Raw genomic sequence first — 26747 nt, forward strand, 5'->3', positions numbered from 1 at the left:
CGCTCCCCATCCCCGAGCAGACGTGGCTGCAGGCGGCGCGCGGCGTCGGCTCACGACCCACTGGACCGACGCCGGTATCGCCGCCTTGGCCGCTAAACCTGCGCCATCCGGTAGCCCGATCCCCTCACGGTGTGGATCAGCGGCGGATCCTTCAGCTTCCGCCGCAGCCGCGCGATCACGACGTCCAGCACGTTCGACGCCGGATCCGCCATCTCGTCCCACGCGTAGCGGATCAGTTCCCGTCGCGAGACCGGCCGCCCGGACGCGGCCATCAGCCGCTCCATGACGAGATACTCCTTGCGGGTCACGGTGAGCAGCACGCCCGCCCGCGAGATCTGGTGCCTGCCGGTGTCGAGTTCGACGTCGGCGCACCGCAGGATCACCGCCTGCCCGGCCATGTCGCGGCGGCACAGGCTGCGCACCCTGGCGATCAGTTCCGGCATCGCGAACGGTTTGACCAGGTAGTCGCCGCCGCCGACGCGCAGCCCGTCGATCCGGTCGGCGACGCTGTCGCGTGCGGTCAGGAACAGCACCGGCATCGGCCATCCCGCGCTGCGCCGGTTCCGCACGTAAAGCAACGCGTCGCCCGAAGGCAGCATCCGGTCGAACACCGCGCAGTCGTAGGCGTTCACCGTCAGCGCCTCGTCCGCGCCGGGCAGGTCGGCGGCGGTGTCCACCGCGAAACCGTCGCCGCGCAGGGCGAATTCCAGCGCCACCCGCAAGTTTTCGTCGTCCTCGGTCACCAGCACCCGCACATAAACACGTTATCGTGCGATGGCGGCCTCCACGTCGGCCGCGTGCAACCCGCGCAGGTCTTCGACCGCGGGCATCCGGCCCAACAGGCGCAAACGTTGTGACTGAGCGGTGCGCGCCTTCTCGAACAGCAGGCGCGCGTCCCGCGCGTTGCCGAAGTTGGCGTCCCCGGAAACGCGCCGGAAGTGTTCCGTGAGCACCGGGCCGGCGGCGGGATCGAGTTCGTAGTCCCCCGCGGCCGCCATCCGGCCGAAGATGGCGAGCAGTTCGGCGGGACTGTAGTTCTCGAACTCGATCGTCTTGCCGAAGCGGGACGCGAGACCGGGGTTGGCCGCGAGGAAGTCGACCATCTCGTCGGTGTACCCGGCCACGATCACCGCCACCTCGTCGCGATGGTCCTCCATCAACGGGACCAGGGTGTCGATCGCCTCCTGGCCGAAGTCGCCGCCCGAACCGGCGAGCCGGGTGAGCGTGTACGCCTCGTCGATGAACAGGACGCCGCCTTTGGCCTCCTCGAAAACGGTCGCGGTCTTCTCCGCGGTGTGGCCGATGTACTGCCCGACGAGCTCGCGGCGGGTCACCTCGTGGAATTCGCCGACCGGCAGGACTCCCAGCGCCTTCAGCAGTTTCCCGTAGATCCGCGCGACCGTCGTCTTCCCGGTTCCGGGCGCGCCCGCGAAGATCAGATGGTGCCCGGCGGCGCCGACCGGCAGCCCGGCCCGGCGGCGCCATTCGTTGACCTGCAACTCGTCGACCAGCGCCCGGACCTCTTCCTTGACCTCGGGAAGTCCGATCATCGCGTCGAGTTCGGCGAGCATGTCGTCCAGGGCGCTGTCCCCCACGGTGCCGGGATCCACGGCTTCGCTGACCGTCGGCGTCGCTCCTTCGGCGATCGCGATCCCGGGTTCCGCGGTGTTGGCGACCCGGCAGCCGGAGACCTCACCTCCGCAGCCGGACGCGAACGCGATCCCCGGACCGCGGGTGTCGGTGATCGTGCAGCGTTCGATCACCGGCATCCCGTGGTGCGCCACCGCGATCCCTTCGTGACCGGTGCGCGAGATCACGCAGCCTTCGATGCGCGGCCGGGCGTACTGGTAGACGTAGACGCCGCGCAGCCCGCTTCCGGTCACCGTGCAGCCGGCCACGACCGGATCGGCGCCCTGCCCGAGGGTGATCCCGTCCCCTGTCACGTCTTCGACGGTGGTGTCCTCGATCCTGCCGGGCGAGCCGTCGACGAGGATCCCCTGCTCCGCCGCCGAGATCACGCTGCCGGTCACGGTGAACGCCGTCGTGCCGCGGATCGCGATCGCCGGTCCGCGCCCGCCGGTGACGGTGCAGCGCCGGACGGTCAGTTCCGTGTCGTGGGACTGGATCGCGGACGCGCCGTCCGCCAGGATCTCGATCCCTTCGAGGACGAGCGTTCCGCCGATGGCGCGGAAAACGGGCCGGTCGGCTCCCCTGCCGTCGACGACGACGGTGGCGCCGCCCGCCGCGGCCAGGGTCACCCGCAGGCCGCTCAGTTCCACGGTTTCCGCGTAGTCACCACCCTCGATGGTGATCACGGCGTTGTCGGACGCCTCCGCCAAAGCGTCGCCGATGGTCGGATACGCGCCGGGCCGTCGTGCCACCAGCAGGACACGACCGGGAGTCGAGGTGGTCATCAGCCCGCCTTCGCCATCAGCCAGCCGCGGTCGACGGCCTTGGCGCCGGCCTGGAACCGGCTGCGGGCGCCGAGCCGGTTCATGATGTCGGCGACCATCCGGCGCACCGTGCGCACCGAGACGCCGAGCCGCGCGGCGGCGGATTCGTCGGTCGTGCCGGAGAAGAGCAGCGTCAGCAGCTCCTGCTCACGGCAGGTCAGGATCGAAGCGTTCCCGTCATCCGGGAGCTCCAGCGGGACGAGCGGGGCGGCGGCCTGCCAGATGCGCTCGAACAGCCCGACCGTCGCGGTGACCACGCCGGGAAGCCGGAACACCGCGGAACCGGCCTGCCTGCCGTCCGCCGGGAGGACGACCGAGGTCCGGTCGATCACCAGCGCGTCCATCGGGACCTCGGCGTCGGTCCGCACCTCGGCCCCGGCCCGCGAAAGCCGGTTGAGCGCGCCGGACATCCGCGCGGAATCGGGGAAGAGCACCTTGTGGCGTACGCCGGGACGCACGTTCGCGAGCGCGATCCGCTGGAACGCGGTGTCCGTCCCCGTGCTCATGACGAGCACTTCGCCGGTCGCCTCGGCGAGCAGCTCGCCGAGGCCCGCCCGGTCGCCGCCCGGGCCCGATCCCGTGACCAGGCTGAGCTGGCCGGTCTGCACGGTCATCGCAGGTACCTCCCTCTTCCCCCGGCGCGGTGCCGCCGACGACGTCCTGTTCATGCCAGTTCCCGCCGTCCGGGCGGGCGGGGCCACCCGACGCGTTAGCGTTCAGGGGCACCGCGGAACTGCACGCGTCCACTTTCGCTGTCCGAACATGAGGTTTTGATGACACGGGTGATGGTCGTCGAAGACGACGAGAATCTGCGGCTCGCGCTGGTCACACAGCTGCGCTCGGCGGGGTTCGCCGTGGACGACGCGGGAGACATCACGACCGCGGACAGGCTGCTGCGCGGAACGCACCACGACTGCGTGGTGTTCGACCGGATGCTGCCGGACGGCGACGCCATCGAATACGTCCACATGCGACGACAGCTGGGCTGGCGGGCGCCGGTGCTGTTCCTCACCGCCCGCGACGCGCTCTCCGACCGGGTGGCCGGGTTCGAGCACGGCGGCGACGACTACCTCGTGAAGCCGTTCGTGATGGCCGAGCTGACCGAGCGGGTGGCCAACCTGTGCCGCCGGTCCGCGTTCGACCGGCCCTCGGTGCTGCACCACGACGATCTGGTGATGGACTGCGCGCGGCGCGAGGTGCGCCGGGCGGGCGTGCTGCTCACCTTGACCAACAAGGAGTACGCGGTGCTCGAATACCTGCTGACCAGGGCCGGGCTGCCGGTGCAGCGGGCCGATCTGATCGAGCACTGCTGGGACGCGCAGGCCGATCCGATGTCCAATGTGGTCGATGTGGTGGTGAAGCGGTTGCGCCGCAAGCTGAAGGAACCCGAACTGATCCACGCCGTCCGCGGGCTCGGCTACCGGCTGGGCAGCCGATGAACACCCATTCCTCGGCCGAGCGGCTGCGCAGGCTGCGCTGGACGCTGACCGCCCTGTTCACCGTGATGAACACCGCCGGGCTGGTCCTCTTCGCGTGGCTGCTCGTGAACGAAGACGGTGACCAGGGCGAGCAACGAATCGACGCCGCCCTGACGCAGGTCACGTCGTCGGTCAGCAGGCTGGTCTCCTTCGACGGCACCGTCGGCTTCGATCTGGTCAACACCGACGTGCTGAACGACCGCTGCCCGCAGTTCGCGATCCTGCCCGGCGGCGCTCCCGCGTTCCAGCCGCATTTCTCACGGGCGACCTGCGTCCCGACGAGCACGCAGCTGATGAACGACCTCGCCACCGAAGCGGTGCGAGGCGGCAAGCTGGTGCAGGGCTATCAGAGGGGCGCCGACGGCGCGATGGTCAAGGTCCGCGCCGAACCGCTGCGCGACCGCGACGGCAAGGCGTTCGCGGCCGTCGTCGCGGTGCAGCCCACCGAAGCCGAGGACTCGGCGCACACGCGCTTCACTCTGCTGGTGGTCGGCGGCACCGTGCTGCTGGTCGCGGTCCTGGGTTTCGCGGGCCATCTGCTGTCCGGCCGTTCGATCCGCCCCGCGGCCGCGGCCTTGCAGCAGCAGGAAGTCCTGCTCGCCGAAACCGCGCACGACCTCCGCACCCCGGTCGCCGCCCTGCGCGCGCTCGCCGAAACCGCGATGGCGAATCCCGCCCAGTCGGCGGAACTCCTGCCGAGAACCGTCCGTCTCGCCTCGAGAATGGGCGGGATCATCGACGACCTGCTCGTCCGCGCCCGGCTCGCCGCGGGCGTGGAACAGCTGAGCATCCAGCCGATCTGGCTCGACCAGCTGGTGGTGGGCGTGGTCGAGGACACCGCGACCGAAGGCGCCGAAGTCACCGTCACCGCCGCGCCCACGAAGGTCAACGGCGATCCCGCGCTGCTGCAACGCGCGATCGGCAACCTTCTCGACAACGCCGTGCGCTACGGCCGCCAGCCGGGCGCGAAGGCGTTCGTGCACCTGACCGTCGCCGGTGGCACCGTGACCGTCGCGGACCACGGGCCGGGTATCGACACCACGATGGCCGACGACGCCTTCGACCGGTTCGCCAGCACCGGCGGCTCTTCCGGGCTCGGGCTGTCGATCGTGCGCTGGGTCGCCCAGTCGCACGGCGGCACCCTGGCGGTCTACAACGCCGACGAGGGCGGCGCGATCTTCGAACTGCGGTTCCCGGTCAGCGCGTCCTGACCGGGAACCGCGGCGCCTCAGCCGGGTTCCACGTCGATACCGGTCAGTTCGCCGAACGCGGCCACAGTGGACACTGAATCGTCGTAGGTCAGCAGGTCGACACCGGGCTCGTCGAAGGGACGCGAAGCACGCAAGGCGACCTGTTGCCCGGTGCTCAGTCGAAGGATCAGCACCCGCACGTCGCCGGCACCCGGCGGCTCCTCGGCGAAGACGCGGTTCAGCGAGGCTTCGATCTGCCGGTCGGTCAGCGGGACGCGCGCGACCGCGGGTGCGTCCCGCAAGGTGGTCCACTCGCCGGTGCCGCTGGTCGAGTAGGGCGGTTCGGGCCACGGCCCGCGGTCGTCGAGGGCCCGCACGAGCCGAGCGAGGAAATCGCGCGTGACGTCCTCGTCACCCTGCTCGTCGGCTATCCGTTCCGCGGATCCGAGGGCCGCCGTGGCCGCCCGGTGGTAGTCCGCCACGGGGAGCGTGAAGAACCGTTGGCGAATCAGCTCGTCCGCGACCCGCTCGACGAACTCGTCGTCCGCCCGGTGCCGCAGATCTGCCGCGTAGGTGAGCTGGTTGACGTATCCGCGCCACGGGAACTGCACTTTCCTGGTTTCCCTTCCGTCTAGAAACAGAGACCGGTGTCCACCCCGGAGACGTCCACGCCTTGCCCGGCAAGGATGTCCAGCCCGGTCGCCAGCTGCTCCTTCTCCGGCTGATAGTGCCCGCTCTCGCGGGTCAGCTTGGTCAGCCTCCCGTTCACCGCCTCGATGTGGCCCGCCACGGCGACCGGCGCCCCGGCGAGGAAACTGGAATGGTGCAGCCGGCCCGACACCCAGGTCAGCGACACGTACAGGTTCCCGTCCGGATCCATGGCGAAGATCGACTTGCCGAACGGCCCCGTGACGGAGGACGTGTCCAGCGGCGAGCCGTCCCGTGCCCAATAGAGCTTGCCGTCCCGCACGAAAACCCGGTGCTCCTCCCTGCGCTCGGGTGAAAAGTACTCGACGACCTCGGGGGCGAAGGCCCGGTTCGGATCGTTCGGATCGTCCTCGCCCCGGAAGGACGTTCGCAGTTCCGACGACGGCAACGGCTCGTCCCGGTGCAGCGGGCCGGGAACCTCCTCGATCGGGATCCGGTCGGCCTCGGGTTCCGCGGGCTCCGGCTCCGGCTCGATCACCGCGTCGCTACGGGACGGGAGCGGGTGAAAGGTCGTCGGCGGCAGGTTCAGGAAATCGGGGGACGGCCCGTCAGGATCGATCCCGGGGTCACCTGCTCCGCGTCCCGCCGGTCGATCCGGATCGTCCGGCGGTCGGTCCCCCGCTGGTTCGGGCCGGTGAACTCCAGGCCGAGGACCCGGACCCCTGCGCCCGTCGTCCGGTGCCGGAGGTTCGAATCGCCCTCCAGCGTGCCTTGCCGCAACCGGCCGATCACCAGGATCCCGTCCCTGCCCGGCAGGTCGAAGGTCTTCTCCACCTCGAACAGCGTGCTCGTCATGATTCCGGAACCTTTCCAAGGCGGGCCCTTCGGCGGCTTCCGCCTCTTGTTCGAGACTCTCGCGTGTCCGCTCGGTCGGTGTGCTCCCGGCTCGAAGCTGGCGCACGTGCGTCATTTCGTGTGCGAGCACCGCCACCAGGGTCTCGACGTCGGCGAAACTGGCCGGGCCCAGCCAAATGGTCTCGCCCGCCGACTCCGGCGGGGTGGACGCGCAGGCGCCCACTTCGTCGAGGTACTCGATCACCTCGGGTGACTCGACCAGCTGGACTCGGACGCCGCCGAGATCGATCCCGGCGGCTTCGGCTGCGCGGGCGACGGTCTCCTGTGTACGCGGAAGGCCCTCGCCACTGTCGACGATGTCCTGGTTGCTTCGCGCGGCCCGGCGGCTGAACAGATCGGGTGCCGGGGCGGGGTTCCGGGCCGCGACCACTTCGAAGCCCGTGGAACCCGCCTGGCGCAGCACCACGTCCGCGCCGACCCCGACCATCCCTTCGGCCAGGTGCGCGGCGGGCGTCGCGGCGAACAGGTACACCAGTTTCGTACCGGGCGGGGCCACCGCCCGGTCCCTGATGATCCGGCCGGAAAGGGCGTCGAAACCGGGCGATCCGCCGTCCACCACGGCGATTCGTACCACTGTCCCGTCGGCCAGAGTGCCGTGCAGGACGGCGGGACGGTCGGCGTCGACGCCTTCGACGACCAGGCCGGGCAGCCCCAGCCCGGCCAGCAGGCCGGCGTCCAGTTCGCCCAGTGCCCACGCGACCTGCCCGGGATCGGCGGGACGCACGGACGCCTCGGGCACCGTCGGCGGCCCGACCGGGCGGATCTCCGCCGCCTCGCCGTAGGTGATCGGCAACAGGGATATCGAGAGCGGGTTCTCCGGCAGCAGCATCAAGGTTCCGGGCACCGGGGACAGGAACACGACCCCGCCCTCGGTCCACCGCACCAGTCCCCACTTCTCCACGATCGGTCCGGACCGCGACCAGGTCAGATGCAGCGCCGCGGTCGGCGGCAACGGAGAGGGACTCGCCGCGGACCACCACGCGCCGTGGATCTCGTCGATGACGCTGTCATAGCTGTCGTGGGCTTCCCAGACCCCGTGGAGTCGCTCCGCGACGTACGCCTCTCCGTCCACTCGTGAGGCATCCTCGGGCCGGACCGGCTCGACCCGCATCTCCTCGCCGAGCATCCCGTGGAAATAGCCGACGACGGCCTGCGGCCCGTTGGTCTGCCAGCCTTCCGCGTAGGCGTCGGGACGAGTGAAGTTCGGGTTGACCCAGGGCAGCAGCGAGTGATGGTTCTCGATCTGCCACGCCTGCTCGGCCGGGGTCACCACCCCCGCGTGGATCGCGGGCAGGGCGTTGACCTCGCTCGTCCTCGCCAGCGGCGAGAGCTCGGGCATCCGGAAGTACTTCAGGGCGTCTGGATGTTCCTGTGCCCACCGCACCAGCTCGGGATCGTAGGTGGCCCCGGCCGAGAGCTGTCGCGCGTTGTGCGCCATGCCGTACGCCGTCTCGATCAACGACACCCAGCGCGTCAGACCGGAAGGAGGCGACGGCGGGCCGGTGACGATGTTCGTCGCCGCCGTCACGATCCCCCGGGTGTGCCGATGCCACGCCGGTTCGGCGCCGGGCGGAATCGTCCCGCGGGTCAGCGCCGCGAGATCGCGGTACACCTGCCAACGCCGTCCGCCCGGCGGAACGCCGTTTCTCCCCGGATCGCCCGGTGCGGACGGCCCGGGGTTGATCACGTCGTCGATGCCTTTCGGCGCGGCGGGATCCTTGTGCAGCCGCGCGAACTGCTCGCGAGCCGCGGCGATCGTGTCCACTTCGTGGCGGCGGCCGTCCGCGGAGCGCTCGACCGCTCGCATACCGGCGTCGGGTACGGCGCGCCCCAGCGCGTGCCTCGCGTCGGCGTGCACCCCCACGGGATCGGGATTCTCCTGCGACGGCAACGAATCCGAGGCCGGCAGGCCGGCGGGGCCGTCGCCCGGCGGCATCGTGCGCGGAATGGCCGTCCCGCCGCTCGGCCCCGGCGGATCCGTCCCGGGATCCGGAAGGTTCGACGGACCGGCGGGACGGGGTGGCGTCGGCGGCGTCGGCCCCGGCGACGGCGCACCACCGGGATCTTCATCCGGCGTGCCGGGGTCGTCGGGGTCGTTGTCCGGCTGTGACGGCTCGATGAGCTTCGGTGCCTGCGGAAGGCTCAGATCGACGGCCGCGCCGACACCGAGCACAGGGATGTTCGACGTGTACACGAGTCCCGAGGGAGTCCGCGCCTGGTACGCGTCGTACGCCCGGTTCCAGGCGGCGCGCACGACGTAGATCACCGGGCCGGACACGGCGAGCGCGGTACCCGCAGCGGCGACCAGTGGCGCCGAGGACAGGCCCATCATGCCCAGTCCGACCAACGAGGACGCGGTGACCCAGAGGGCTGCCGGGCCCTTGCGGGCGGCCTGGCGACCGAGCCGGAGCTCCAGCTCCGTACCGAGTTTGGAGATGTAGAAGGTGGCGCCGGTCAGGGTCGTCGCGGCGAGCGCCTTCAGCCACTCCCCCTGGCTCGCCTCGAGCGCGACCAGCATGCCGTTGGCCACGGTCAGCACCGGGAACGCGAGTGCGTTCTGAATCCTGCGATACAGCGGCCGGAGCGCGTTGTCGTAGCCGGCGATCCCCCCGATGGCGTTGGACAGCGCGGTGAAAAGGAACAGCCCGTCCGCGACGGCGTAGGTCCCCGCGACCGCCGCCGCCAGCCCGGTCAGGCTGGTCGCCTGGGCGACGTGCACCGGCAGGTTGACCAGGAAGGTGGCGGCGAGGCCGGAGGCCATCACCTTGCCGAGCCTGCCCGCGTGCGGGTTCATCTTGGTGATCGACTCGGGGGCGGCGCCGTACGGCCTGCCGACCTCGTTCAGATAGCGCGAAACCTCGAGGCTCACGTCTTCCTGCCGCTGGGACGGACGTTCCCCGATCGCCAATGGGGTGTGGATGATGGCCTGCAGGTTGATCAGGAACCGCCTGGTCCTCACCTCGACCTCGCCCCGCACCTCCTCCAGGATGTCGTCGAACAAGCCGAGCGGGCTGACGTCGTACTCGAGGTAGTCGCGGATCGTCCTGGCGAGTGCCTCGGCCGATCGCTGGTCGAGCCTGCCGCGTTCGAGCATCCCTTCCAGGCTCACCCGGTTGCTCTGGGCATGCCCGGTCTTCGCGATGTTGAGCATCCCGCGGACGACGAAGGCCGCGTTGCCCGCGACGACGCTCACCCCCGCCGACAGCGCGAAGGGAACGCCCATCGTCGCGCCGACCCCGAACACGGTCGCCGCGGCGGCGCCAGCCACCGCCCAGCCCCTCAGGTCGCGCCCGAGCCAGGCCGATCGCAGACCGGCGATCTCCTCCCGCGCCGCGAGCTGCTTTCGCTCGGTCCTCTCCACGCTCTCGATCAGCGACGCGAGCATGGCGTCCCGTTCGGCGGGCGCCAACGGCAGCGTGGCGAGCCGTCCGGGAGTCATGGCCAGTCGCGCACGGGAGATCTCCCCCGCGGCCAGCGCTGCCCTGATGCGCTCGCCCGCCAGCAGCGCCTGGGTGGTGACCGGGTGACCGAGCAGCGCGTCGGTACCGCTCACCGGTCGCAGTCCACCGCGTTCGGCCCAGCGCCGCTTCAGCGTCCCGAAGGCGGATCTGACCCCTGCCGCGGTTTCGGTGGCGGAGATCCTCGCCGCGGCCGCCTGCAGTCGCAGCGGATTGGCGTTCGCGTCGCGTCCCGGATCGGCGGCCGTGTACCAGAGCTTCATCGTCCGCAACTGCGGATTCGCCAGCCACGGCTGGTCTTTCGCCCGTTGCCCGTCCGTGAGGTCCAGCCCGGACAACGGGCCGCGCGGCTGATAGGCGGGATCCGCGACCCAGCCCTCGGCGATCCTCGCCTCGACCCATTCGTCCACCTTGCGCTGCCAGTGCGGGCCGAACGACTCGACGAACCCGTCCCACGCTCCGGACAGGATCTCGTTGAACACGAACGCGGTGACCCGCCGGCCCGCCTCGTCGTGCAGCCGGGCGAAGTTGCCGTGCAGGATCTTCGCGACCGCTTCCGCTCCACCCGGCCTGCGCGCGGCCTCGGCGAACAGCGGGTCCATCTCGTTGCGGTGGCGGACATAGTGCGCACCAGGTTGGGGATTGACCGTGTCGGTGCCGAAGATGAGCCGATCCTGGTTCACGATCAGGAACCGGATCAACGCCTCCCGGACCTCGGGGGCCGCTTTCGCGTGCTGCGCGAGGACGTTCCAGGAGATGTCCATGGCGGTGTTCGTGGTGTCGAGCAGCCATTGCAACCGCTCGATGTGGTCGACGGTGAGCGTGGTCCAGTGCCCGATGCCGAGATGCGCCCAGATCACCCTCACGCCGGCGAGGCGCTCCTGCTGGAGGAGATAGGCCATCGGCCCGAGATTGCGCCCGTCCGACGGGCTCGCCACGTACATCCCGTTGCCGCGCAACCTGGCCAGCCCCATGTCGTCGTGCAGGATCAGCACCTGCCCGGTGGCGGCGATGGTCTCCAGCAGTTCGACGGTGTTCGCGTTGTACATCTCCGGCGGGGCGTCCGGCATGCTCCGGAGTTCGGCGCGCAGTCCGGCCGCTTTCAGCAAGGCCTTGATCCGCCCGGCGTTCGCGAGGAGAGAGTCGTAGAAGTCCATCTCGGTCAGGGCGCTCGGGCCGCCGTCCACCGGGAACAGCTCGGCCATCGGCGAACCGTCGGCCAGGTATGTGGCGAAGAACTCCGGCGCGATCCGTCCCTGGTGGATCGATTCCCGGACGAGTTCCGCCGCGGCGATCAGCTTTCCGAAGTAGTCGATCCACTCGGGGTTGATCACCTCGCTCGCCTGCCGCCCCAGCATCGACTGGACCATTTCCTTCACGAAAGTGGTCTCGGCGAGGTAGCGGGCCGCGTCGCCGAACAGGATCGCCATCGCCATCAGGTAGCCGCCGACCCCGGGGACGTCCACTCTCGCCCCGGAAACGCCGGGGAACCAGTGCGACTTCTGCTCTTCCGTCATGCGGTCGCGCGCGGAAAAGAAGCGCAGGTCGGAGAGCTGGCCGTGCAGGCCCAGCATCTTCTTGCCGAAGACGGTGGTCATCCGGACCACGTTGGTGAGGGCGTAGTAGAAGGAACCGCTGGAGCCACCGATCACGCCGAGTCCGCTCTGCGGGATCGGCGACGCCACCAGGATGTTCGGCAGTCCCTGGGCGATCAGCCACTTCACCAGGTCCCGATAGTCGAGCCTGCCCGCGTCGTACCCCTTGGGGTGCATGTGGACGTCGTGGAAGAAGTGGACCGGGCGGGGTTTGCCGAGCCGGTTCGCGAGTTCCTCGTCGACGCCGAGTTCCCTCGCTTTCGCCGCGTAGTCCGGGCTGTCCGGATCGAGCGCGGCGAACCGGGCGCCGCGGCTCGGGGCGAGGGCCTCGCGGCCCGTGACCCGGTCACCCACTCCGATCAGCCAGCCGCGTGCGTCGACGTACCTGTCCACCACCGGCTTCCGGTTCGACGGCGGATTCTCCGCCCGCCGGGTGATGCCGGCGACCTCGCTGTCGAGCAGTTTGGCGATCCTGGCGATCTCCACAGTGGACAGACCCCGGCCCGCCGCCCGTTCGATCGCCGGAACCAGCGCCCGGACGTACTCGGCGTGCGCCTCGGTACGAGCGGCGTCGGCCAGCCGCATCCGTTCGGTCGCCCGCTCCAGCCGGTCCTGGCGCGCGGCCACTTCGGCCCGCACGTCCGCGGTGGTTCCCTCCAGCGGAGGACCGGACTCGGCGCCGGGCAGCAGCCGATGCGCGGCCGCGTTGCCGACCGGCAGGCCCAGCGCCTCGGCGACGTCGGTCCGGTCCCCCGCGGCGAGCAGATGCGGCACCCATCCGGTCAGCGCGCGGACGTCCTCCCGTGCCGACCGCAGTTCGGCCATCGCCGCGTGGTAGGCGACTTCCGCCGCGTACCGGGACTCCTCCACCGCCCGTGTCGCGGCGGCGAGCGTGGCGCGGATCCCCGCGAGGTCCCGGACGCTCCAGCCGCGGGGGCGCGCCGGTTCCGGTACCGCCGGATCGTCCTCCGGGCCGACCCGCGCCCGGGTGGCCACCGACCCGAGCTCGGCGACGAATCCGGCAGCGGCCCTGCGACGTGCCCATTCCGGCAGCCCGTTCGCGACCGCCTCGTCGCCGATCCGCGTCATCTCGTCCAGCGTGGCGTCCCTGGCCCGCAGCCATTCGCGCTCCGCGAACTCCAGTTCCCTCGCCGTGTCTTCGGTCTGCCTCAGCAGCTCTTCGTGGTGTGTTCGCGCCTTGCTCAGGACCTCGGAGAAGTCGTCCAGCTCCTGAATCGACGGCATCAGGTCTCGCGGCACGCGCGAGCGCAGCGACGGATCGGTCACCAGTGCGGCGACCATCGCCGAGGACATCCCGTAGGCCGACGCCACCGCGTCGATCAGCTGGTCCTGACCGGTGCCGGTGAGCTCGATTCCCCGCTGGACGAGCCATTTGACGTCAGGAAGTCGTTCGTCGAGGCGCGCCGCGGCCCTGGCGTACCGCTCCAGCGCGTGCCTCAGGGCCTGCCGCTGGGGCCGCGAGGCGCGGTCCGCCTCGATCAGCGCGTCGATCAGCGCCAGGCCCTTGCGCAGGTGCAGGCCGGTGAAGGTGATCCGCCCGAGGGCGGACCAGCGGTCGCGTCCGGTGCGGCCGGGCCGCGTTTCGATCGGCGGCAGAGCCGAGGTGGGGGTCAGGATCTCCGGTTCGAACAGCGCGCGGGTGAAAGTGTCCTCGCGGTGTACGTCCGAAGCGGACGGTTCGGTGCCCGCGCCCAGGTGGTAGCCCTGCACCACCACCGGCGATCCCGGCGTTCGCGGATCGACGGCCGGATGCAGTTCGAGGGTGAGGTCCGGGACCGCGGAACCGGCGTAGTGGGAACGTCCGTCACCGTTCTCCCCGCGCCCGTCGAGGCCGAACGGCACCCCGGCGCTGAACCGGTACCGGCCGAAGTGCTCGCCGAGGATCTCCTGCTGCCGGGCGAGAACGTCGTCCGCGAAGATCTCCCGGAGAAAGCGCTCGCGCCTGCCGGGAGTCATCGTGCCGTCGCGGATCTCCTTCCGGATCCGCCAGGCCCGGTTCCGCGACGACTCCGAATTCATCGTGGGTGTCTCGCCACGGGCCAGCCGCTCGAACTCCTGGATCGCGTTGTCGAACGCGGCTCGCAACGCGGGGGCGATCCGCGACCGGACCCGCGCGCCGTCGAGGACGCGTTCCACGTCGCGAAGGCGCAACGGCCGTGAGTCGGCGGGCAGCAGGCCGTGTTCGAGCAGCAGCAACCGGAGGTCGTTCCAGGCCAGCCGCGACTTGCCGATCAGCGCACGCAGCGCACGCTCACTGTGCCTGCTCGACGCCAGCTCGGCGTCCGTGACATCGGCGCTCGGCGTCGGATGTTTCTCCCGCTCCGGGTTCTCCGGATGGTAGAACCGTTGCGCCGCGGCCGACGGCGGTTCCGGCGCGGGCGGTCCTTGCCCGGTCCCCGGGGGTGTCCGGTCCGGTGGCGGCGCGGGTGGGGTCGGCGGAGTCGGCTCGCCCTCCGTTCCCTTCGCCGCGACCTCGATGAACACCTGGAAACCGTCGTACTGGATGACCCGGTCGGCGCCCTTCTCCACGGCCTTCTCCGCGAATCCGGGGTCGACCCGGTTGGTGGCGACCAGGACGACCTTCGGGCCGGGCCCCGCCAGTTCCCGTTGTCTCGCGGTCTGTTCGAGGTCGGTCTCGAACAGCGCGGTCCGGTCCTTGACCTCGAAGCGGACCTCGGTGCCGTCCCCGAGCTCGCCGCGAATGTCGATGTCGGTCCCGTCGTTGTTCCTGGCCTCCGTACCGGCCCGCCCGCTCTCGTCCACCGGCACCTCCAGGCCGGTGATCCGCAGTCCGGACAACCCGATCCGGACCAGCAGCGACTCGTCCAGTTCGGCCAGCGCCAGCGCGACGTCGGCCGCGGCGTACTTCGCGCGGACGTTCTCGTAGTTGGAATCGAGCGCGGTCTTCGGGACCTGGGTGTTGCCGTCCAGCACCCGTCGCGCCTTGCCCAGCTCTTCCCGCAGCCCCTCCTCCGCGACGCGAACGTCCACGCCGAGCGCGGCGAGCTCTTCCAGCTTGGCCTGGATTTCCGCGGCTTCGAGCAGAAGGCCCTTGCCCCGGTTCGCCCTGGCCAGGTCCGCCGGAGTCGCCGCCTCTTCGCCCGCCTTCCTCGCCGGGATCCGGTCGGCCACGGCCGTCACCTGTTCGGCGAACGCGGCGAGCTGGTCGGCACTCATCGCGGAGACGCGCTCACCGAGCGAACGCCCCTTCGGCCCGGGGGAAACCCTCCCGGCGAGATCGGTCAGCCGCTTCACCAGCTTGTCCGGATTCATCTTGGCCGCGAGGCCCGCGACCGCTTCCCGCGCCGGCGGCGACAACGCGTCCCATGCCTCGGCCAGTTCTGGTGGTCTGGCGAGCAGTGACGCGAGGCGGGCCAGGGTGGCCGCGGCTTCCGCCGGGTGCACGCGGCCGAGCAGCTCGGACATCGCTTCCCTCGCGGCCGGAAAGGCGCCCCACGACCGGTGCACCGTCGCCTCGGCGGCCAGCCGCCCGCCCAGGTCCCGCCGCGCGGAAGCCGACATCTCGGCGAGGATCTCGCCCAGCGAACGGTCCATCCTGCCCGGCGAAAGGCGCGCCGCGAACTCGTGCGCCTGATCGGCCAGCGCGTCCGGATCGACCGAGCTCAGCAGCTCGGTGATCGCCTGCCGCGCGGTGGACGGCAACAGGTCCCACACGGCGGCGAGCCGCGACGGCACGCCGTCCGGGACGTCCGGCGACTCGCCGGTGCCGGGCGGCGGGCCGGGTGGCCGCCGGGGCGGTTCGGCGGGCGGTTCGCCTTGGGTGCGCCGCGACTCCGCGGCCCGGCGCGTCGTCGTGTGGGCGGGCACCTGCCCCGGTGCGGCGGGGCGGGCCGGAGCCGGTCGCCGGGGCCGCTGCTCCTGCTGGACCGCGGCGGCCGGCGCGGCGGCGGCCAGGACCTGGCCGCTCTCGTTCCCGGGACGCCCACCGGGTTCCCCGGCCGAATCGTCCACGGTGGATTCCGCGACTTCCTCCTGCTCCCGGGTTTCGGACTCGGGCGGATTCGGGCCGTCGTCGTCCGGCTCCGGAGCGGTCTCCGCGCGATCGGCTTCCGGCTCGGCCTTGGCGGACTTCGCCGCGGCGCCCTGGTTCGGGCTCACCGGCGTCGAACCCTGCTGCTGCGCCGAAGCGGACTGGGCGGACGTGGCCTGAGACTGCGCCGAAGCCGGTTGCGCCGCGCCGGGTTGCGAGCCGGCCTGGGGTGCGGCGGCGGGGGCCGAAGTGGTCGCGGTCGAAGTGCCCGCCTGCGCCGAGCCCGTCGACGGGGTGGCCGGCGCCACCGAAGTGGTCTGGACCGGAGCCTGGGTGGCCGAGGTGACGGTCGCCGACGGCGTGACACCGGGAGCGGACACCGCGGTCGCGGCAGGCGCCCCGACGGTGGTGGCCTGCGGTACCGAGCTCTGCCCCGTCTGCGACGCCCCGGCACCGACCGTGGCCTGCCCCGGCGTCGAACCCACCCCGGCGTGCGAGCGCGCACCGGCGGCCGGACTGTCCACGGTGGACATGGTGCTGGAACCGTCGCGGCCGCCACCGTCGACACCCTGCGCTCCGCCCTGGTCCGCGGTGGTGCCACCGGGCCTGCCGGTCCCGGACTCGCCCTGCCCCGCCGCGGCACCGGGGTCGCGCTGCTCCACCGAGGCCGCGCTGCCGCCCTGCGCCGCGCCGGCGGCGGCCGACTCCGGCGCTTTCACCTCACCCGGCGGGTCGTTCGGGGGCGGGCCCTGGAACGACGTCTCCATGTCCGTCTTCCCCGGGTCCATACGCGACTCCGAGGCGCGCAGCCTGGCTTCCATCACCTGCTCACCGGCGAGGTGCGTGTTCCCCCGGATCGGGCCGATCGCGGCGGAGGTCAGCCAGTTGTCCTTGATGGACTGCCCATACCCGGCGAGATCGGTGGGAACCCCGTTCCCGTCCATGATGCTCTGCGCGGCGTAGCTGGAGATCGGCGACGACACCGCGTTCGTGCTCGCCGAGCTGACCGCCGTGGTCGCGTGTTTGCCGAGGCCGCTGTCCAGCACGTTCTTGGCACCCGGGACTTTCCTGGCGAGGGCGCCCGCGCCCTTCAACGGCGCGCCGACGATGCCGCTGACCGGGGCGCCGATGGCACCGCCGAGCGCGTTGGTGGCGCTTTCCTTCCAGCTGAACCCGTCCTGGTTGCCCTGCCAGATGTTCAGGCCCTGCTCGAAACCGTTGGTGATGACTTCGTCGCCCGCCTCGCGTGCGACGACCGTGACCAGCTTGCCGAACTTCCCGAGCTTGTTCGCCGCCTCGGCGATGGTCTTGGCGATCTTCACCATCTCGGCGATCCGCTTCGCCATGCGGGCGGCGAACATCCAGGGGCCGCCGGGAATCGCGGCCATGAGGGCGAATTCCACGCTGGCGTGGATGATCTCCGACCAGATCTGGTTGCGCACACGCTCGATCTGATCCGCGTAGTTGTGGCAGAAGGTCGCCATCTTCCGCATGCTCACGACGAGATCCCGGTGGCCGGATCCGCCGCCGCCGTACTCTCCGTCGTTGGCCTCCCTGATGCGCGCCTGGACGAAGGCGCCGTTCGGGTCAGGCCAGGTTTCGCGAAGCCGGTCGTGGACCGTCGAAGACTTGGTGATCGCGGCTTCCAGCAACGTCGCGGCCCTGTCCCACGCGTCCCCGAGGTCGTCGGCAGCGTGCGGGTTGTCCGGCGGCCAGATGTCGTCGACGACGCCGCCCATCCACTCCCACGCGGCGACCGTCATGCTCCACAAGTCGGCCATAGTCCGCGAACCCGCTCAGGAACCGAGCTGGTCGGTCGCCTCGGTCTGCGCGCTCTCGTAGATCTTGACGCCCTTCTCCGCGTTGCCGGCCAAGTTGACGAAGTTGTCCTTGACCCCGTTCGTGCTCTTGACGAGATCGGGCGTGTTGTCCGCGCAGTCCTGGAACGCCTCCCCCAGCTTCCCGAAACCCAGCAGCGGCGTGATGTCCTCGATGGCCTTGCGGCACTTCGCCCACTCGGTCTCGAAGTCGGCGCCCGCGGCCTTCAGGTTCGCCAGCTCCTGACGGGTCGGCACGAAGAAGATGTCGATCTTGCCGTCTTTGTCCCTGTCCATTCCGCTCATCGGCCGTCGCCCCGTTCCAGGCGGCGCAGCACCGGGTCGAACCGGAGATCCGCCGCGTCGGCGTCCATCCCGGGTGGCAGGAATCCCGCCGCGATGGCCAGTCCTTGTTCGGCCGACAACCCGGCCGCCTCGTGGATGGTGTCGGTGATGTCCTTGGCCAAGGCGGCCGAGTCGGCCGTGCGGTAGATGCGCGGGTCGAGCGACAGTTCGAGAAGTTCACCGGCACCGCCGACGGTCGCGCTGATCAACCCGTCGCCGGATTCGGCGGTGGCCCGGATCCCGGCCATGCGCCGCTGCATGAGCCGCACATCTTCGGCCAGCTGCTCGTAGTCCGCGTACAGGTCCGGTTTCAGCGATGGCTCCACAGTTCCTCCCTTGGCACGTAGGACAAGTCTCACGCGGACGCGGGGGCGCGGGGCGCGGCTGGCCTGTTCCGGCCAAAAGGAAACCCCGGCGGGTGTCGGCCCGCCGGGGTTTCCTTCGCGCACCCGCTAGATCCCGATGATGTTGCTGACCTGCGTCTCGCACGTCTGCGCGATGTTCATGACGTTGCCGTACGACCCCGCGGTGGCGTGCGCGTCGTCCGCGTAGGAACCGGTGTTCTTGCAGACCTCCGCGTACTTGATGCCCATTTCCTCGCTGTTGCGCCCGTTCCACGAGCACCCCATGACGTTGCGCATGTTGCTCAGGTCGTCCTCGGTCGCCTGGCGGAGACCGGTGGCCATCTTGTGCATGTCGTTCTTGGCCGTGTCCATGACGCTGTACACGGTCTTGTAGTGATCATCCATCGACATAGGGAAGCCTCCTTGCTAGGCGGACGGGTTGATGGCCTTGGAGATGATCGCCTGCGCGGCGTCGGCCGCGGCTCCGGCCGAAACCTTGACGACCGAGTTCCCCGAATCGACGAGCTGCTGGGCGAACGGATGGACCTGGTTGCCGAAAAGGTCGACACGGCTCTGGTTCCCGCTGACACCGGCGCGCTGCACCCCGCCACCCAGCCCGTTGTTGAGGGCGTCGAGATCGCGTGCGGCGTGCGCGCGGTGCGCGGCGAACTGTTGCTGCAGGCTGTCATCGGTCTTGTTGATCAGGTTCTGCACGACCGGTAATTGGATATCGACGAGACCGTCGCTCATACTTTTCCTCTCTTCTCCGCCGAAATAGCTCCTTACGCCTCAAGCTAGCCAGGGCGGCGGCGCGATCAGCGGGTCCGGCACGTTCCTGCCATCACGCCCCGCACGTGCCAGGAGCGGCCCACGATCGCGGTGTGACGACCATCGTGGTGAAAAGGCCGGCCAGGAGGCCCGCACCGGAGTTGCCCGCCGGCGAACTGATCCTGCAGGCACCCCCGGAGATCCCGCCGCCGCCCGGGCGGCAATGGCTGCAGGTGCTCACCGTGGTGCCGATGGTGGCCATGATGGGCGGGATGATGCTGATGATGTCCGGCAGCATGAACGGATCGATCCGGTTCGTCGTGTACGGCCTGATGGGTGTCGGCATGCTCGGCATGGTGGTCACCGGCTTCCTGCAGAGCGGCGGCCCGAGCAAACGGGAAATGGGGCACGCCCGGCGCAAGTATCTTCGCCAGCTGGCCCAGCACCGGCTGCGGCTGCGGCGTTCGGTGCGCGGGCAGCGGGACGCGATGGAGTACCTGCACCCGGATCCGGTGTCGCTGTGGTCGCTGGCCGCCAGCTACCGGCTGTGGGAGCGGCGCAAGGACGATCCGGACTTCGGCATCGCGCGGATCGGCACCGGCGCGCAGGCACCGGCGGTCACCCTGGTCTCGCCGGACACCAAACCGCTCGAAGAGCTGGAACCGTTGTCCGCCTCGGCTTTGCGCCGGTTCATCACCACGTACACCACGATCGACGGGCTGCCGCTGGGGATCGCGGTCAACGGCTTCAGCCGGATCTACCTGCGCGGCGACCGGACACGAAGTCTCGGCACGCTGCGGGCGATGCTGGCCCAGCTGGCCACCTTCCACTCTCCCGACGACCTGCGGATCGCGGTGTGCGTCGGCGGGCAGGAGCGCGCGGACTGGGAGTGGATCAAATGGCTGCCGCACGCGCTGCACCCGGAACGCACCGACGCCCTCGGCCCGCTTCGCCTCGTCGCACCGACGATTCCGGCGCTGGAGTCGATGCTGGAAGAGGAACTCGCCAGGCGTCCGAGGTTCGATCCCGAGGTGGAAACCCGGGTCTCCGGTCCGCAGCTCGTGGTCGTGCTGGACGGCGGCTCGATGGCCGGGTCGGACCATCTGATGACCGGCGGCGGTGTCGAGGGCGTGACGGTGGTCGACCTGACCACGATGCCGCCGAGGGCGTTGGATCGCACGACCGTGGTGCTGGACGTGACCGAGGACGGCGAGCTGGTCAGCGAGACGATCGACGGCGAGGTCCCGCTCGGCCAGGCGGACGCGCTCGGCGCGGTGGCCGCCGAAGGGCTCGCCCGGCAGCTCGCTCCGCTGCGGCTCACCGCGGGCGTGCGCGGCGACGCGCCGATGACCAGCGAACTCGGCCTCGCCGAACTGCTCGAACTCGGCGACCCGTACGAGTTCGATCCGGCCGACACCTGGACGCCCCGGCCGAACCGGGACCGCCTGCGGGTCAAGATCGGGATCCATCCGGACGGGGCACCGCTCGAGCTCGACCTCAAGGAGTCCGCGCAGGACGGCATGGGCCCGCACGGCCTGCTGATCGGCGCGACCGGTGCCGGCAAGTCCGAGCTGCTGCGGACGCTGGTGCTGGCGCTGGCCGCGACCCATCCCCCGAGCTCGCTGAACTTCGCGCTGGTCGACTTCAAGGGCGGCGCCACCTTCACCCGGCTGGACTCGCTTCCGCACACCAGCGCGGTGATCACCAACCTCGCCGAGGAACTGCATCTCGTCGACCGGATGACCGACGCCATCAACGGCGAACTGATCCGGCGGCAGGAACTGCTGCGCGCGGCCGGGAACTTCGACTCGCTGCGCGACTACGAGAAGGCCCGTGCGGCGGGCGCCCCGCTTCCCGAGGTGCCGACCCTGCTGGTGATCTGCGACGAGTTCTCCGAGCTGCTGTCCGCCAAGCCGGACTTCATCGACATGTTCGTCCAAATAGGCCGGTTGGGCCGATCGCTCGGGGTGCATCTGCTGCTCGCGTCGCAACGACTGGACGAGGGCAGGCTGCGCGGCCTCGAAGGACATCTCTCCTATCGGATCGGGCTGCGCACGTTCTCGGAGATGGAGAGCCGGACGGTGCTCGGCATGCCGGACGCGTTCCGGCTGCCGAGGGCTCCCGGCCACGGTTTCCTCAAGGTGGGGACCGAACAGCTCGACCGGTTCCGCTCGGCCTACGTCTCCGGCGTCTACCAGCGCCAGACCGGCCGCGCGGCTTCCCTTACCCCGCAGGAACAGCTGGTGTTGCGCGAGTACACCACCCACTATCTGGCCGCCGAGCCGGACACCGGCGACGAACCCGAGACCCCCGAACCGGACCAGGACACCGCGGTCGGCGAAACGCTGCTGGACATCCTGGTGGACCGGTTGCAGGGCCAGGGCACACCGGCCCATCAGGTGTGGCTGCCGCCGCTGGACGAGTCGCCGACGCTGGACGCGCTGCTGCCCGCGCTCACCATCGATCCCGCGCGCGGTCTGACCACCGAGCGGCCGGGCGGGCTGCGTCCGGTGATCGGCATCGTGGACCGGCCCTACGAGCAGCGCCGCGATCCGCTGCGGCTCGACCTGTCCGGCGCGGCCGGGCACGTGCTGGTGATCGGCGCGCCGCAGACCGGCAAGAGCACCACGCTGCGCACGCTGATCGGCAGTCTCGCGCTCACCCACACTCCGCGCGAGGCGCAGTTCTACTGTCTCGACTTCGGGGGCGGCACGCTCGCCTCGATCGCCGGGCTTCCGCACGTCTCCGGGGTATCCGGGCGGCTGGACACCGGCGCGGTACGCCGCACCGTCGCCGAGGTGGCCTCCGTGCTGGCGCAGCGGGAACGGCTGTTCGCCGAACACGGGATCGACGGCATCGTCACCTATCGCAAGCTGCGCGCCGAGGGCCACTTCGCCGACCAGCCCCACGGCGACGTGTTCCTGGTCGTCGACGGCTGGCAGACCCTGCGCACCGAGTTCGACCAGCTGGAGGAGCTGGTCGGCGACATCGCCGCGCGTGGCCTTTCCTACGGCGTGCATCTGCTGGTGAGCTGTTCCCGCTCGTTCGACCTGCGCATGAACGTGCGGGACCTGTTCGCCAGCAGGCTGGAGCTGAAGATCGGCGACCCGATCGACTCGCTGATCGACCGGCGTGCCGCCATGGGGGTGCCCGCGGGCGCCCCCGGCCGGGGCATTTCGATGAGCAAGCACCAGGTTCTGGTGGCGCTTCCCCGGATCGACGGGTCTTCGCGTGCCGAGGACCTGATCGGCGGGATCGGTGCCCTGGTCGACGCGGTCCGGTCCGCCTGGCCCGGCGAGTCCGCGCCACCGGTCCGGCTGCTGCCGGGCACGTTCCCGTTCGAAGAACTGCCCGCGGCCGACGAGCGGACCGGCGCCGAAGCCGGGCTCGCGGTCGGCATCCACGAGAAGGACCTTTCCCCGATGCGGCTGGACTTCGCCGCCGATCCGCATTTCTTCGTGCTGGCCGACACCCAGTCCGGCAAGACGACGTTCCTGCGCACGCTGGCCCGCCGGATCGAGGGCGCGTACACGCCGAGCGAGGCCCGGATCATCCTGGTCGATCATCGGCGAGGGCTGCTCGGCGAGGTCGGCGAGGACTATCTGCTCGGTTACGGCACCAACGACGCGCACAGCGGTGAACTGCTGGCCGAGGTCGCCGCGTCGATGGCGAAACGGCTGCCCGGCGCCGATGTCACACCGGACCAGCTACGGGCACGGAACTGGTGGCACGGGCCGGAGATCTTCGTGCTCGTCGACGACTACGACATGGTGGCCACACACGAAAAGCATCCGCTGATGCCGTTGCTGCCGCTGGTGGCGCAGGGCGCGGACATCGGCCTGCACGTGGTGCTCGCCCGCCGCTCCGGGGGCGCGGGCCGCGGGCTGTTCGAACCGTTCCTCTCCCGGCTCCGGGAGGTCGGCACGCCCGGTCTGATGATGTCCGGCGACCGGGACGAGGGTCCGCTGCTCGGTGGCATGCGCGCCCAGGTGCTCCCGCCCGGCCGGGGCTGGCTGGTGGATCGCCGTGGCCACAAGGGATTGGTCCAGCTCGCCTGGCTCCCGCCCCGGGTGTAGCGGGCCGTGGCCGGAACCTGCCGGAGCCGTCATCGCGGCCGCCGTCGATGTTTGGCTTGGGAGAACACGAATATCCGAGGAACGCACTGGAGGGGTACATGAGCGGCAAGGTCGACGTGTGGATTCCGGCGCTGGAATCGTTCGCGAACGTGGTGCACGGCGAGATCAGGTCCGCGCCGTCGATCGATCGGGAGCCGATCAAGGAGTGCGGTGGACTGGCGGAATGCGCGGCTTTGGCCGGCGCCGATCAGTACATCACCGAAGCGCTGAAGTCCTTTCTGGAGAAGGCGGGCCCCGGCGTGCAGATCTTCGGTGCCATGGCGCGGAAAAGCGCGATCGCCTACCGGGACGCGGGCGAGGCGGCCCAGTCGGCCGTGCTGGCGACGACCAGCCGCCCGCAGAAGGAGGAGACGGGCGCTCCGGCGGTGGTGCCACCGGACATCCCGTATCTGGGGAATCCGTCGGGACCACTCGTGTGACCCGGCACGCCGCCCACGACGCCCCGACAGGAATCGAACGATGACCTACAAAGACGTCAATTTCGACATCCAGGTAAAGATGTTCCAGGCGGAGATGCTGAACACCTACCCCGCGCTGACCGCGGCCCGGGACATGTGGGCACAGGCCCGGATGTGGGTCGACGACACGCACGCCTCCCTCCGGAAGGCCACCAACGATCTTCGGGGCCCCAACTGGGACGACGAGGTGGGACGGTCGTTCGTCGCCTGGGTGGACGAGGCCTCCGAGTCGGGGCTCGGTTCCTGGGGAGGGCAGGAACAACCACCGGAGGGCGAGCCGAAGAGGTCCACCGGCAGCATCGACGAATCCCATCTCACCCAGCAGATCGGCATACTGCTGGCCGAGATGGAGGCGACCGGGCCCGTCATCAACACTTGGGTCGCGCTGGTCAACGCGAAGACCGACCCGGATGAGCAAACGCAGGAAGCCAAAAGGGCCCAGGAGCGAGTCGGCGGCGTGCTGGACGCACTCGCGCAGCAGTACGTCCGCACCGGGCACGCCATGCTCGCGGCCCGGGGCCGTCCCTGGAACGGACCGACCCAAATCGGGTCGGGACCGGGTTACGACCCGAACTCCGGGCCCGGCACCGACGGCGCCGGTGTGCCGAACGCGGGAGATCCTCCCGCGGAGGATCCGGGATCACCGGACCCCGGTACTCCCGGCCAGCCGAAGGAGCAGAACCCCACCACCACCGACCCGGTGAAACAGGCGACGGAAACCATCAGCGCGCTGAGTGACGCCTTGTCGGCCGCCGAGCAGCTCCTCGGCGGTTCGGCCGGCGGCACTCCCGATCTCCCCGACCTTTCCGGTATCGACCCGTCGAAACTGGGCGACTACTCCGACTACTCCGACTACGCCGGTTACTCCGACGCCGGCACGTCCGGCCTTCCCTCGCTGGCCGGAATGCCGGACACGGCGGGGCTTTCCGGTGCGGGCGGCGCCGGTGCGGGCGGCGGCGCCGGAACGCACCCGGGTGTGGGCGCCGGTACGGGAAGTTCGCTGCCGTCGGACGGGCTGAACGCGGGTGCCGCGCCGATGGCGTCCGGGCTGGGCCGCGGTTCGACCGGGAGCGCCGCGGGCGCGGGCGGGATGCCACCGCCGATGATGCCGCACAACGGAGCCGGGAAAGGCGAGAACGGCGGTGTCAAACCCGGTGACGCGGAACGGCCCGCCGGGCGGCAGCGCGGCAAAACCGCGGGAACACCGGGAGTCCCGCTGCTCGGCCGGGCGGTCAACGGGAAACGGAAGGCTCAGCCCGCCGCGCCGCGGCGCCGATGGGACCCGGAGAACACCACGGTGCAGCTGCTCGACGAGGAGCTGTGGCAAGTGAACCACCACGACAGCGCGGCGAAATTCCGCTCCGGACACTGAGGAGGGCACATGCCCGGAACAGAGATCAACGGCAACCCGGCCGCGATGAGCGCGTTCTCCCAGCACCTCACCGCGCCCGAGATCCCGGCGTCGCTGGGACAGCGACTGGGCACCATGCCCAACCTGACCGGTCTGTTCGAGGGCGTCGCGATGTCCTTGCTGGACAAGGCGGCGACCGCGAGCATGGCCGCGCTGCTGGCCAAGATGACCGAGGAGATGGTGACCTACTCCGGAAAGGTCGGCGCGGCGGCGGGCGCCTACTCCGCCGCCGACGTGGCCAGCGCGCTGGAACTGGCCAGTGCGACGGTCAAGGTCGCGAACCAGGGGTTGTCGATCCTCAAGCAGACCGCGAGTTCGCTCGACCAGGCGGACTTCGCCACCGGTGACGGCAGTGACACCGGCGCGGCCGCGCAGTCGTCCACCGTCCGGCCCGACTCGGTCTGAGGAGCGCACCGTGATCCCCTACAACATGCTTCCCATCGAAATGCACGTGGAGATGGTCAATGCCGAAAACGGCAACATCTCGGTGCTCAACGACGCGGCCCGGATGTGGACCCAGGTGCGCGAGTGGATCGGCGCGGCCCAGGTGGAATTGCACACCAGGGTGGCCGAGCTGTCTCCACAGTGGACGGACGAGAACGGCCGGGCGATGGAGGAGAAGACACAGCGGACCCTCGCCGAACTGAAGATGTGGGGCGAGCGGATCGACGCGGCGCAGCCCGCCGCGGCGCTGACCACGCTCGCCGCGGCGATCCCGGCAGCCGCCGCGGCCGTCGCCGGTTTCCACGAAAGCTACCTCGCGGTGGTCGGGCTCCCGTTCGGCGCCGGCCTCGCGGCCGCGGCCGGTTTCCAGCAGTTGTCGGCCACCGCGATGAACGCGCTCGCCGCCGACTTCGACCTGTCGATCGGCCAGGTGGTCGCCGCGTCGGGCGTGCGGAACCCGGCCGAGGTGCTGCCCGCGCAGCAGGTTTCCGCGGAAGGCAACTCCCCGGCGGACGTGATCAAGGCGGCCACCGCGGGCATGACGACGCTGCAGGAGTTGCAGGACCTCAGTTCGTCGCTGACTTCCGGCGGTACCGGCGGCTCGGCAGGACTCGACGCGTCGGCTTTGGGCCAGAACGTGCCCGGCTGGTCCGGCGGCGGCGGGCCGTCCCTGGCGGGCCTCACGTCCACCCTGCCACCGGTAACGACCGGCCTGCCCGCCGGCCTTCCCGGCGCGGGCCTGCCCCCGGTGTCCGGCGCGCCGGTCGCCTCGGGTCTCGGCCTGCTCGGCGCCGTCGGAGCGGGCACCGGCGGCCTGCCGATGGCGAAATCGGCCGTGGCGAAACGCGCCACCGCGCAGAACATCGCCGAAGGTGCCCCCACCGCGGCCGGGACGAACACCGGTACGACGGGGAAATCGGCCACCGGTGGTGGCACACCGCCGATGATGCCGCCGGGCGGCGGTCAGTCCGCCCCACCCGGAACCCTTCAGCCCGGCTCCGCGAACCAGCCGACCGGCCGCGCCGGGTTGTCGAGGAAGACGGCCGAGGGAACCGAGGGCGTGCCCGCCGAACTTCGCGGGCGCTCCGGCGGCGGTGACCAGGCATTCGGCCTCCGGCAACCGAAACGCCCGCGCACCGGGGAGTCGGAGTCCACCTCGGTACAACTGCTCGACCAGGAGATGTGGCACCCCACGCGATGAGCCGAACGACGACGGCCGGGGGACAGCGGGAATCGCCCGCCGTCCCCCGGCCGTCGTCTTTCCCTTGGCACGTG

At 70.6% G+C, this 26747-nt stretch carries 16 protein-coding genes; 7 read left to right on the forward strand and 9 right to left on the reverse strand.

Features of this window, described 5'->3' with window-relative positions; translation table 11 throughout:
* Positions 1-92: 92 nt before the first annotated feature.
* From AB0N89_RS19515 to AB0N89_RS19525, 3 genes are read right to left on the reverse strand one after another with little or no spacing between them, the layout of a single operon-like run.
* Complete coding sequence (locus AB0N89_RS19515) at positions 93-755, reverse strand: response regulator transcription factor (RefSeq protein WP_364206265.1); 663 nt, start codon at positions 753-755, stop codon at positions 93-95.
* Positions 756-764: 9 nt separating this feature from the next.
* Positions 765-2414, reverse strand: a complete 1650-nt coding sequence (locus tag AB0N89_RS19520; protein ID WP_364206268.1) for a right-handed parallel beta-helix repeat-containing protein — start codon at positions 2412-2414, stop codon at positions 765-767.
* The gene (locus tag AB0N89_RS19525; protein ID WP_364206271.1) at positions 2414-3067 is read right to left on the reverse strand and encodes a helix-turn-helix transcriptional regulator; all 654 of its coding nucleotides are present in this window, start codon (positions 3065-3067) and stop codon (positions 2414-2416) included. The genes AB0N89_RS19520 and AB0N89_RS19525 overlap by 1 nt, the downstream gene beginning before the upstream one ends.
* 159 nt (positions 3068-3226) lie before the next feature.
* Between AB0N89_RS19525 and AB0N89_RS19530 the strand changes: the two genes are divergently transcribed.
* Both AB0N89_RS19530 and AB0N89_RS19535 read left to right on the forward strand, forming a co-directional pair.
* Positions 3227-3892, forward strand: a complete 666-nt coding sequence (locus AB0N89_RS19530) for a response regulator transcription factor (RefSeq protein WP_364206273.1) — start codon at positions 3227-3229, stop codon at positions 3890-3892.
* Positions 3889-5142: a HAMP domain-containing sensor histidine kinase gene (locus tag AB0N89_RS19535; protein WP_364206276.1), complete on the forward strand. Its 1254-nt coding sequence runs from the start codon at positions 3889-3891 to the stop codon at positions 5140-5142. Before AB0N89_RS19530 ends, AB0N89_RS19535 begins: the two co-directional genes overlap by 4 nt.
* Positions 5143-5159: 17 nt before the next feature.
* On the opposite strand, the gene AB0N89_RS19540 is transcribed toward AB0N89_RS19535, so the two are convergent.
* The 6 genes from AB0N89_RS19540 to AB0N89_RS19565 form a co-directional block, all read right to left on the reverse strand.
* Positions 5160-5732, reverse strand: coding sequence for a hypothetical protein (locus tag AB0N89_RS19540; RefSeq protein ID WP_364206279.1), 573 nt, complete (start codon positions 5730-5732; stop codon positions 5160-5162).
* 20 nt (positions 5733-5752) lie between these two features.
* The gene (locus tag AB0N89_RS19545) at positions 5753-17530 is read right to left on the reverse strand and encodes a hypothetical protein (RefSeq protein WP_364206282.1); all 11778 of its coding nucleotides are present in this window, start codon (positions 17528-17530) and stop codon (positions 5753-5755) included.
* A 15-nt stretch (positions 17531-17545) separates the two neighbouring features.
* Complete coding sequence (locus AB0N89_RS19550; RefSeq protein ID WP_364206285.1) at positions 17546-17863, reverse strand: hypothetical protein; 318 nt, start codon at positions 17861-17863, stop codon at positions 17546-17548.
* 5 nt (positions 17864-17868) lie between these two features.
* Positions 17869-18237, reverse strand: a complete 369-nt coding sequence (locus tag AB0N89_RS19555) for a YbaB/EbfC family nucleoid-associated protein (RefSeq protein WP_364206288.1) — start codon at positions 18235-18237, stop codon at positions 17869-17871.
* Positions 18238-18363: 126 nt separating this feature from the next.
* On the reverse strand, positions 18364-18666 hold the full coding sequence (locus tag AB0N89_RS19560; RefSeq protein WP_364206291.1) for a hypothetical protein: 303 nt from the start codon (positions 18664-18666) through the stop codon (positions 18364-18366).
* A 15-nt stretch (positions 18667-18681) separates the two neighbouring features.
* Complete coding sequence (locus AB0N89_RS19565; RefSeq protein WP_364206293.1) at positions 18682-19005, reverse strand: hypothetical protein; 324 nt, start codon at positions 19003-19005, stop codon at positions 18682-18684.
* A gap of 131 nt (positions 19006-19136) precedes the next feature.
* On the opposite strand from AB0N89_RS19565, the gene eccCa reads away from it, so the two are divergent.
* The 5 genes from eccCa to AB0N89_RS19590 all read left to right on the forward strand — a co-directional run bounded on the left by eccCa (position 19137) and on the right by AB0N89_RS19590 (position 26673).
* Positions 19137-23099 (forward strand): type VII secretion protein EccCa, encoded by a 3963-nt coding sequence (gene eccCa, locus AB0N89_RS19570; RefSeq protein ID WP_364206296.1) that lies wholly within the window; start codon positions 19137-19139, stop codon positions 23097-23099.
* 98 nt (positions 23100-23197) lie between these two features.
* Positions 23198-23578 carry a hypothetical protein gene (locus tag AB0N89_RS19575; protein ID WP_364206299.1) on the forward strand — a complete coding sequence of 127 codons (381 nt, stop codon included), beginning with the start codon at positions 23198-23200 and terminating at the stop codon, positions 23576-23578.
* 40 nt (positions 23579-23618) lie between these two features.
* Positions 23619-24989: a hypothetical protein gene (locus AB0N89_RS19580; protein WP_364206302.1), complete on the forward strand. Its 1371-nt coding sequence runs from the start codon at positions 23619-23621 to the stop codon at positions 24987-24989.
* Positions 24990-24998: 9 nt separating this feature from the next.
* Entirely contained in the window at positions 24999-25433 is a 435-nt protein-coding gene (locus tag AB0N89_RS19585) for a hypothetical protein (RefSeq protein WP_364206304.1), read from the forward strand.
* 10 nt (positions 25434-25443) lie between these two features.
* Complete coding sequence (locus AB0N89_RS19590; protein ID WP_364206307.1) at positions 25444-26673, forward strand: hypothetical protein; 1230 nt, start codon at positions 25444-25446, stop codon at positions 26671-26673.
* The last annotated feature ends 74 nt before the right edge of the window (positions 26674-26747 follow it).

It is taken from the genome of Amycolatopsis sp. NPDC089917 (genome assembly GCF_040684635.1).
GTDB lineage: Bacteria > Actinomycetota > Actinomycetes > Mycobacteriales > Pseudonocardiaceae > Amycolatopsis.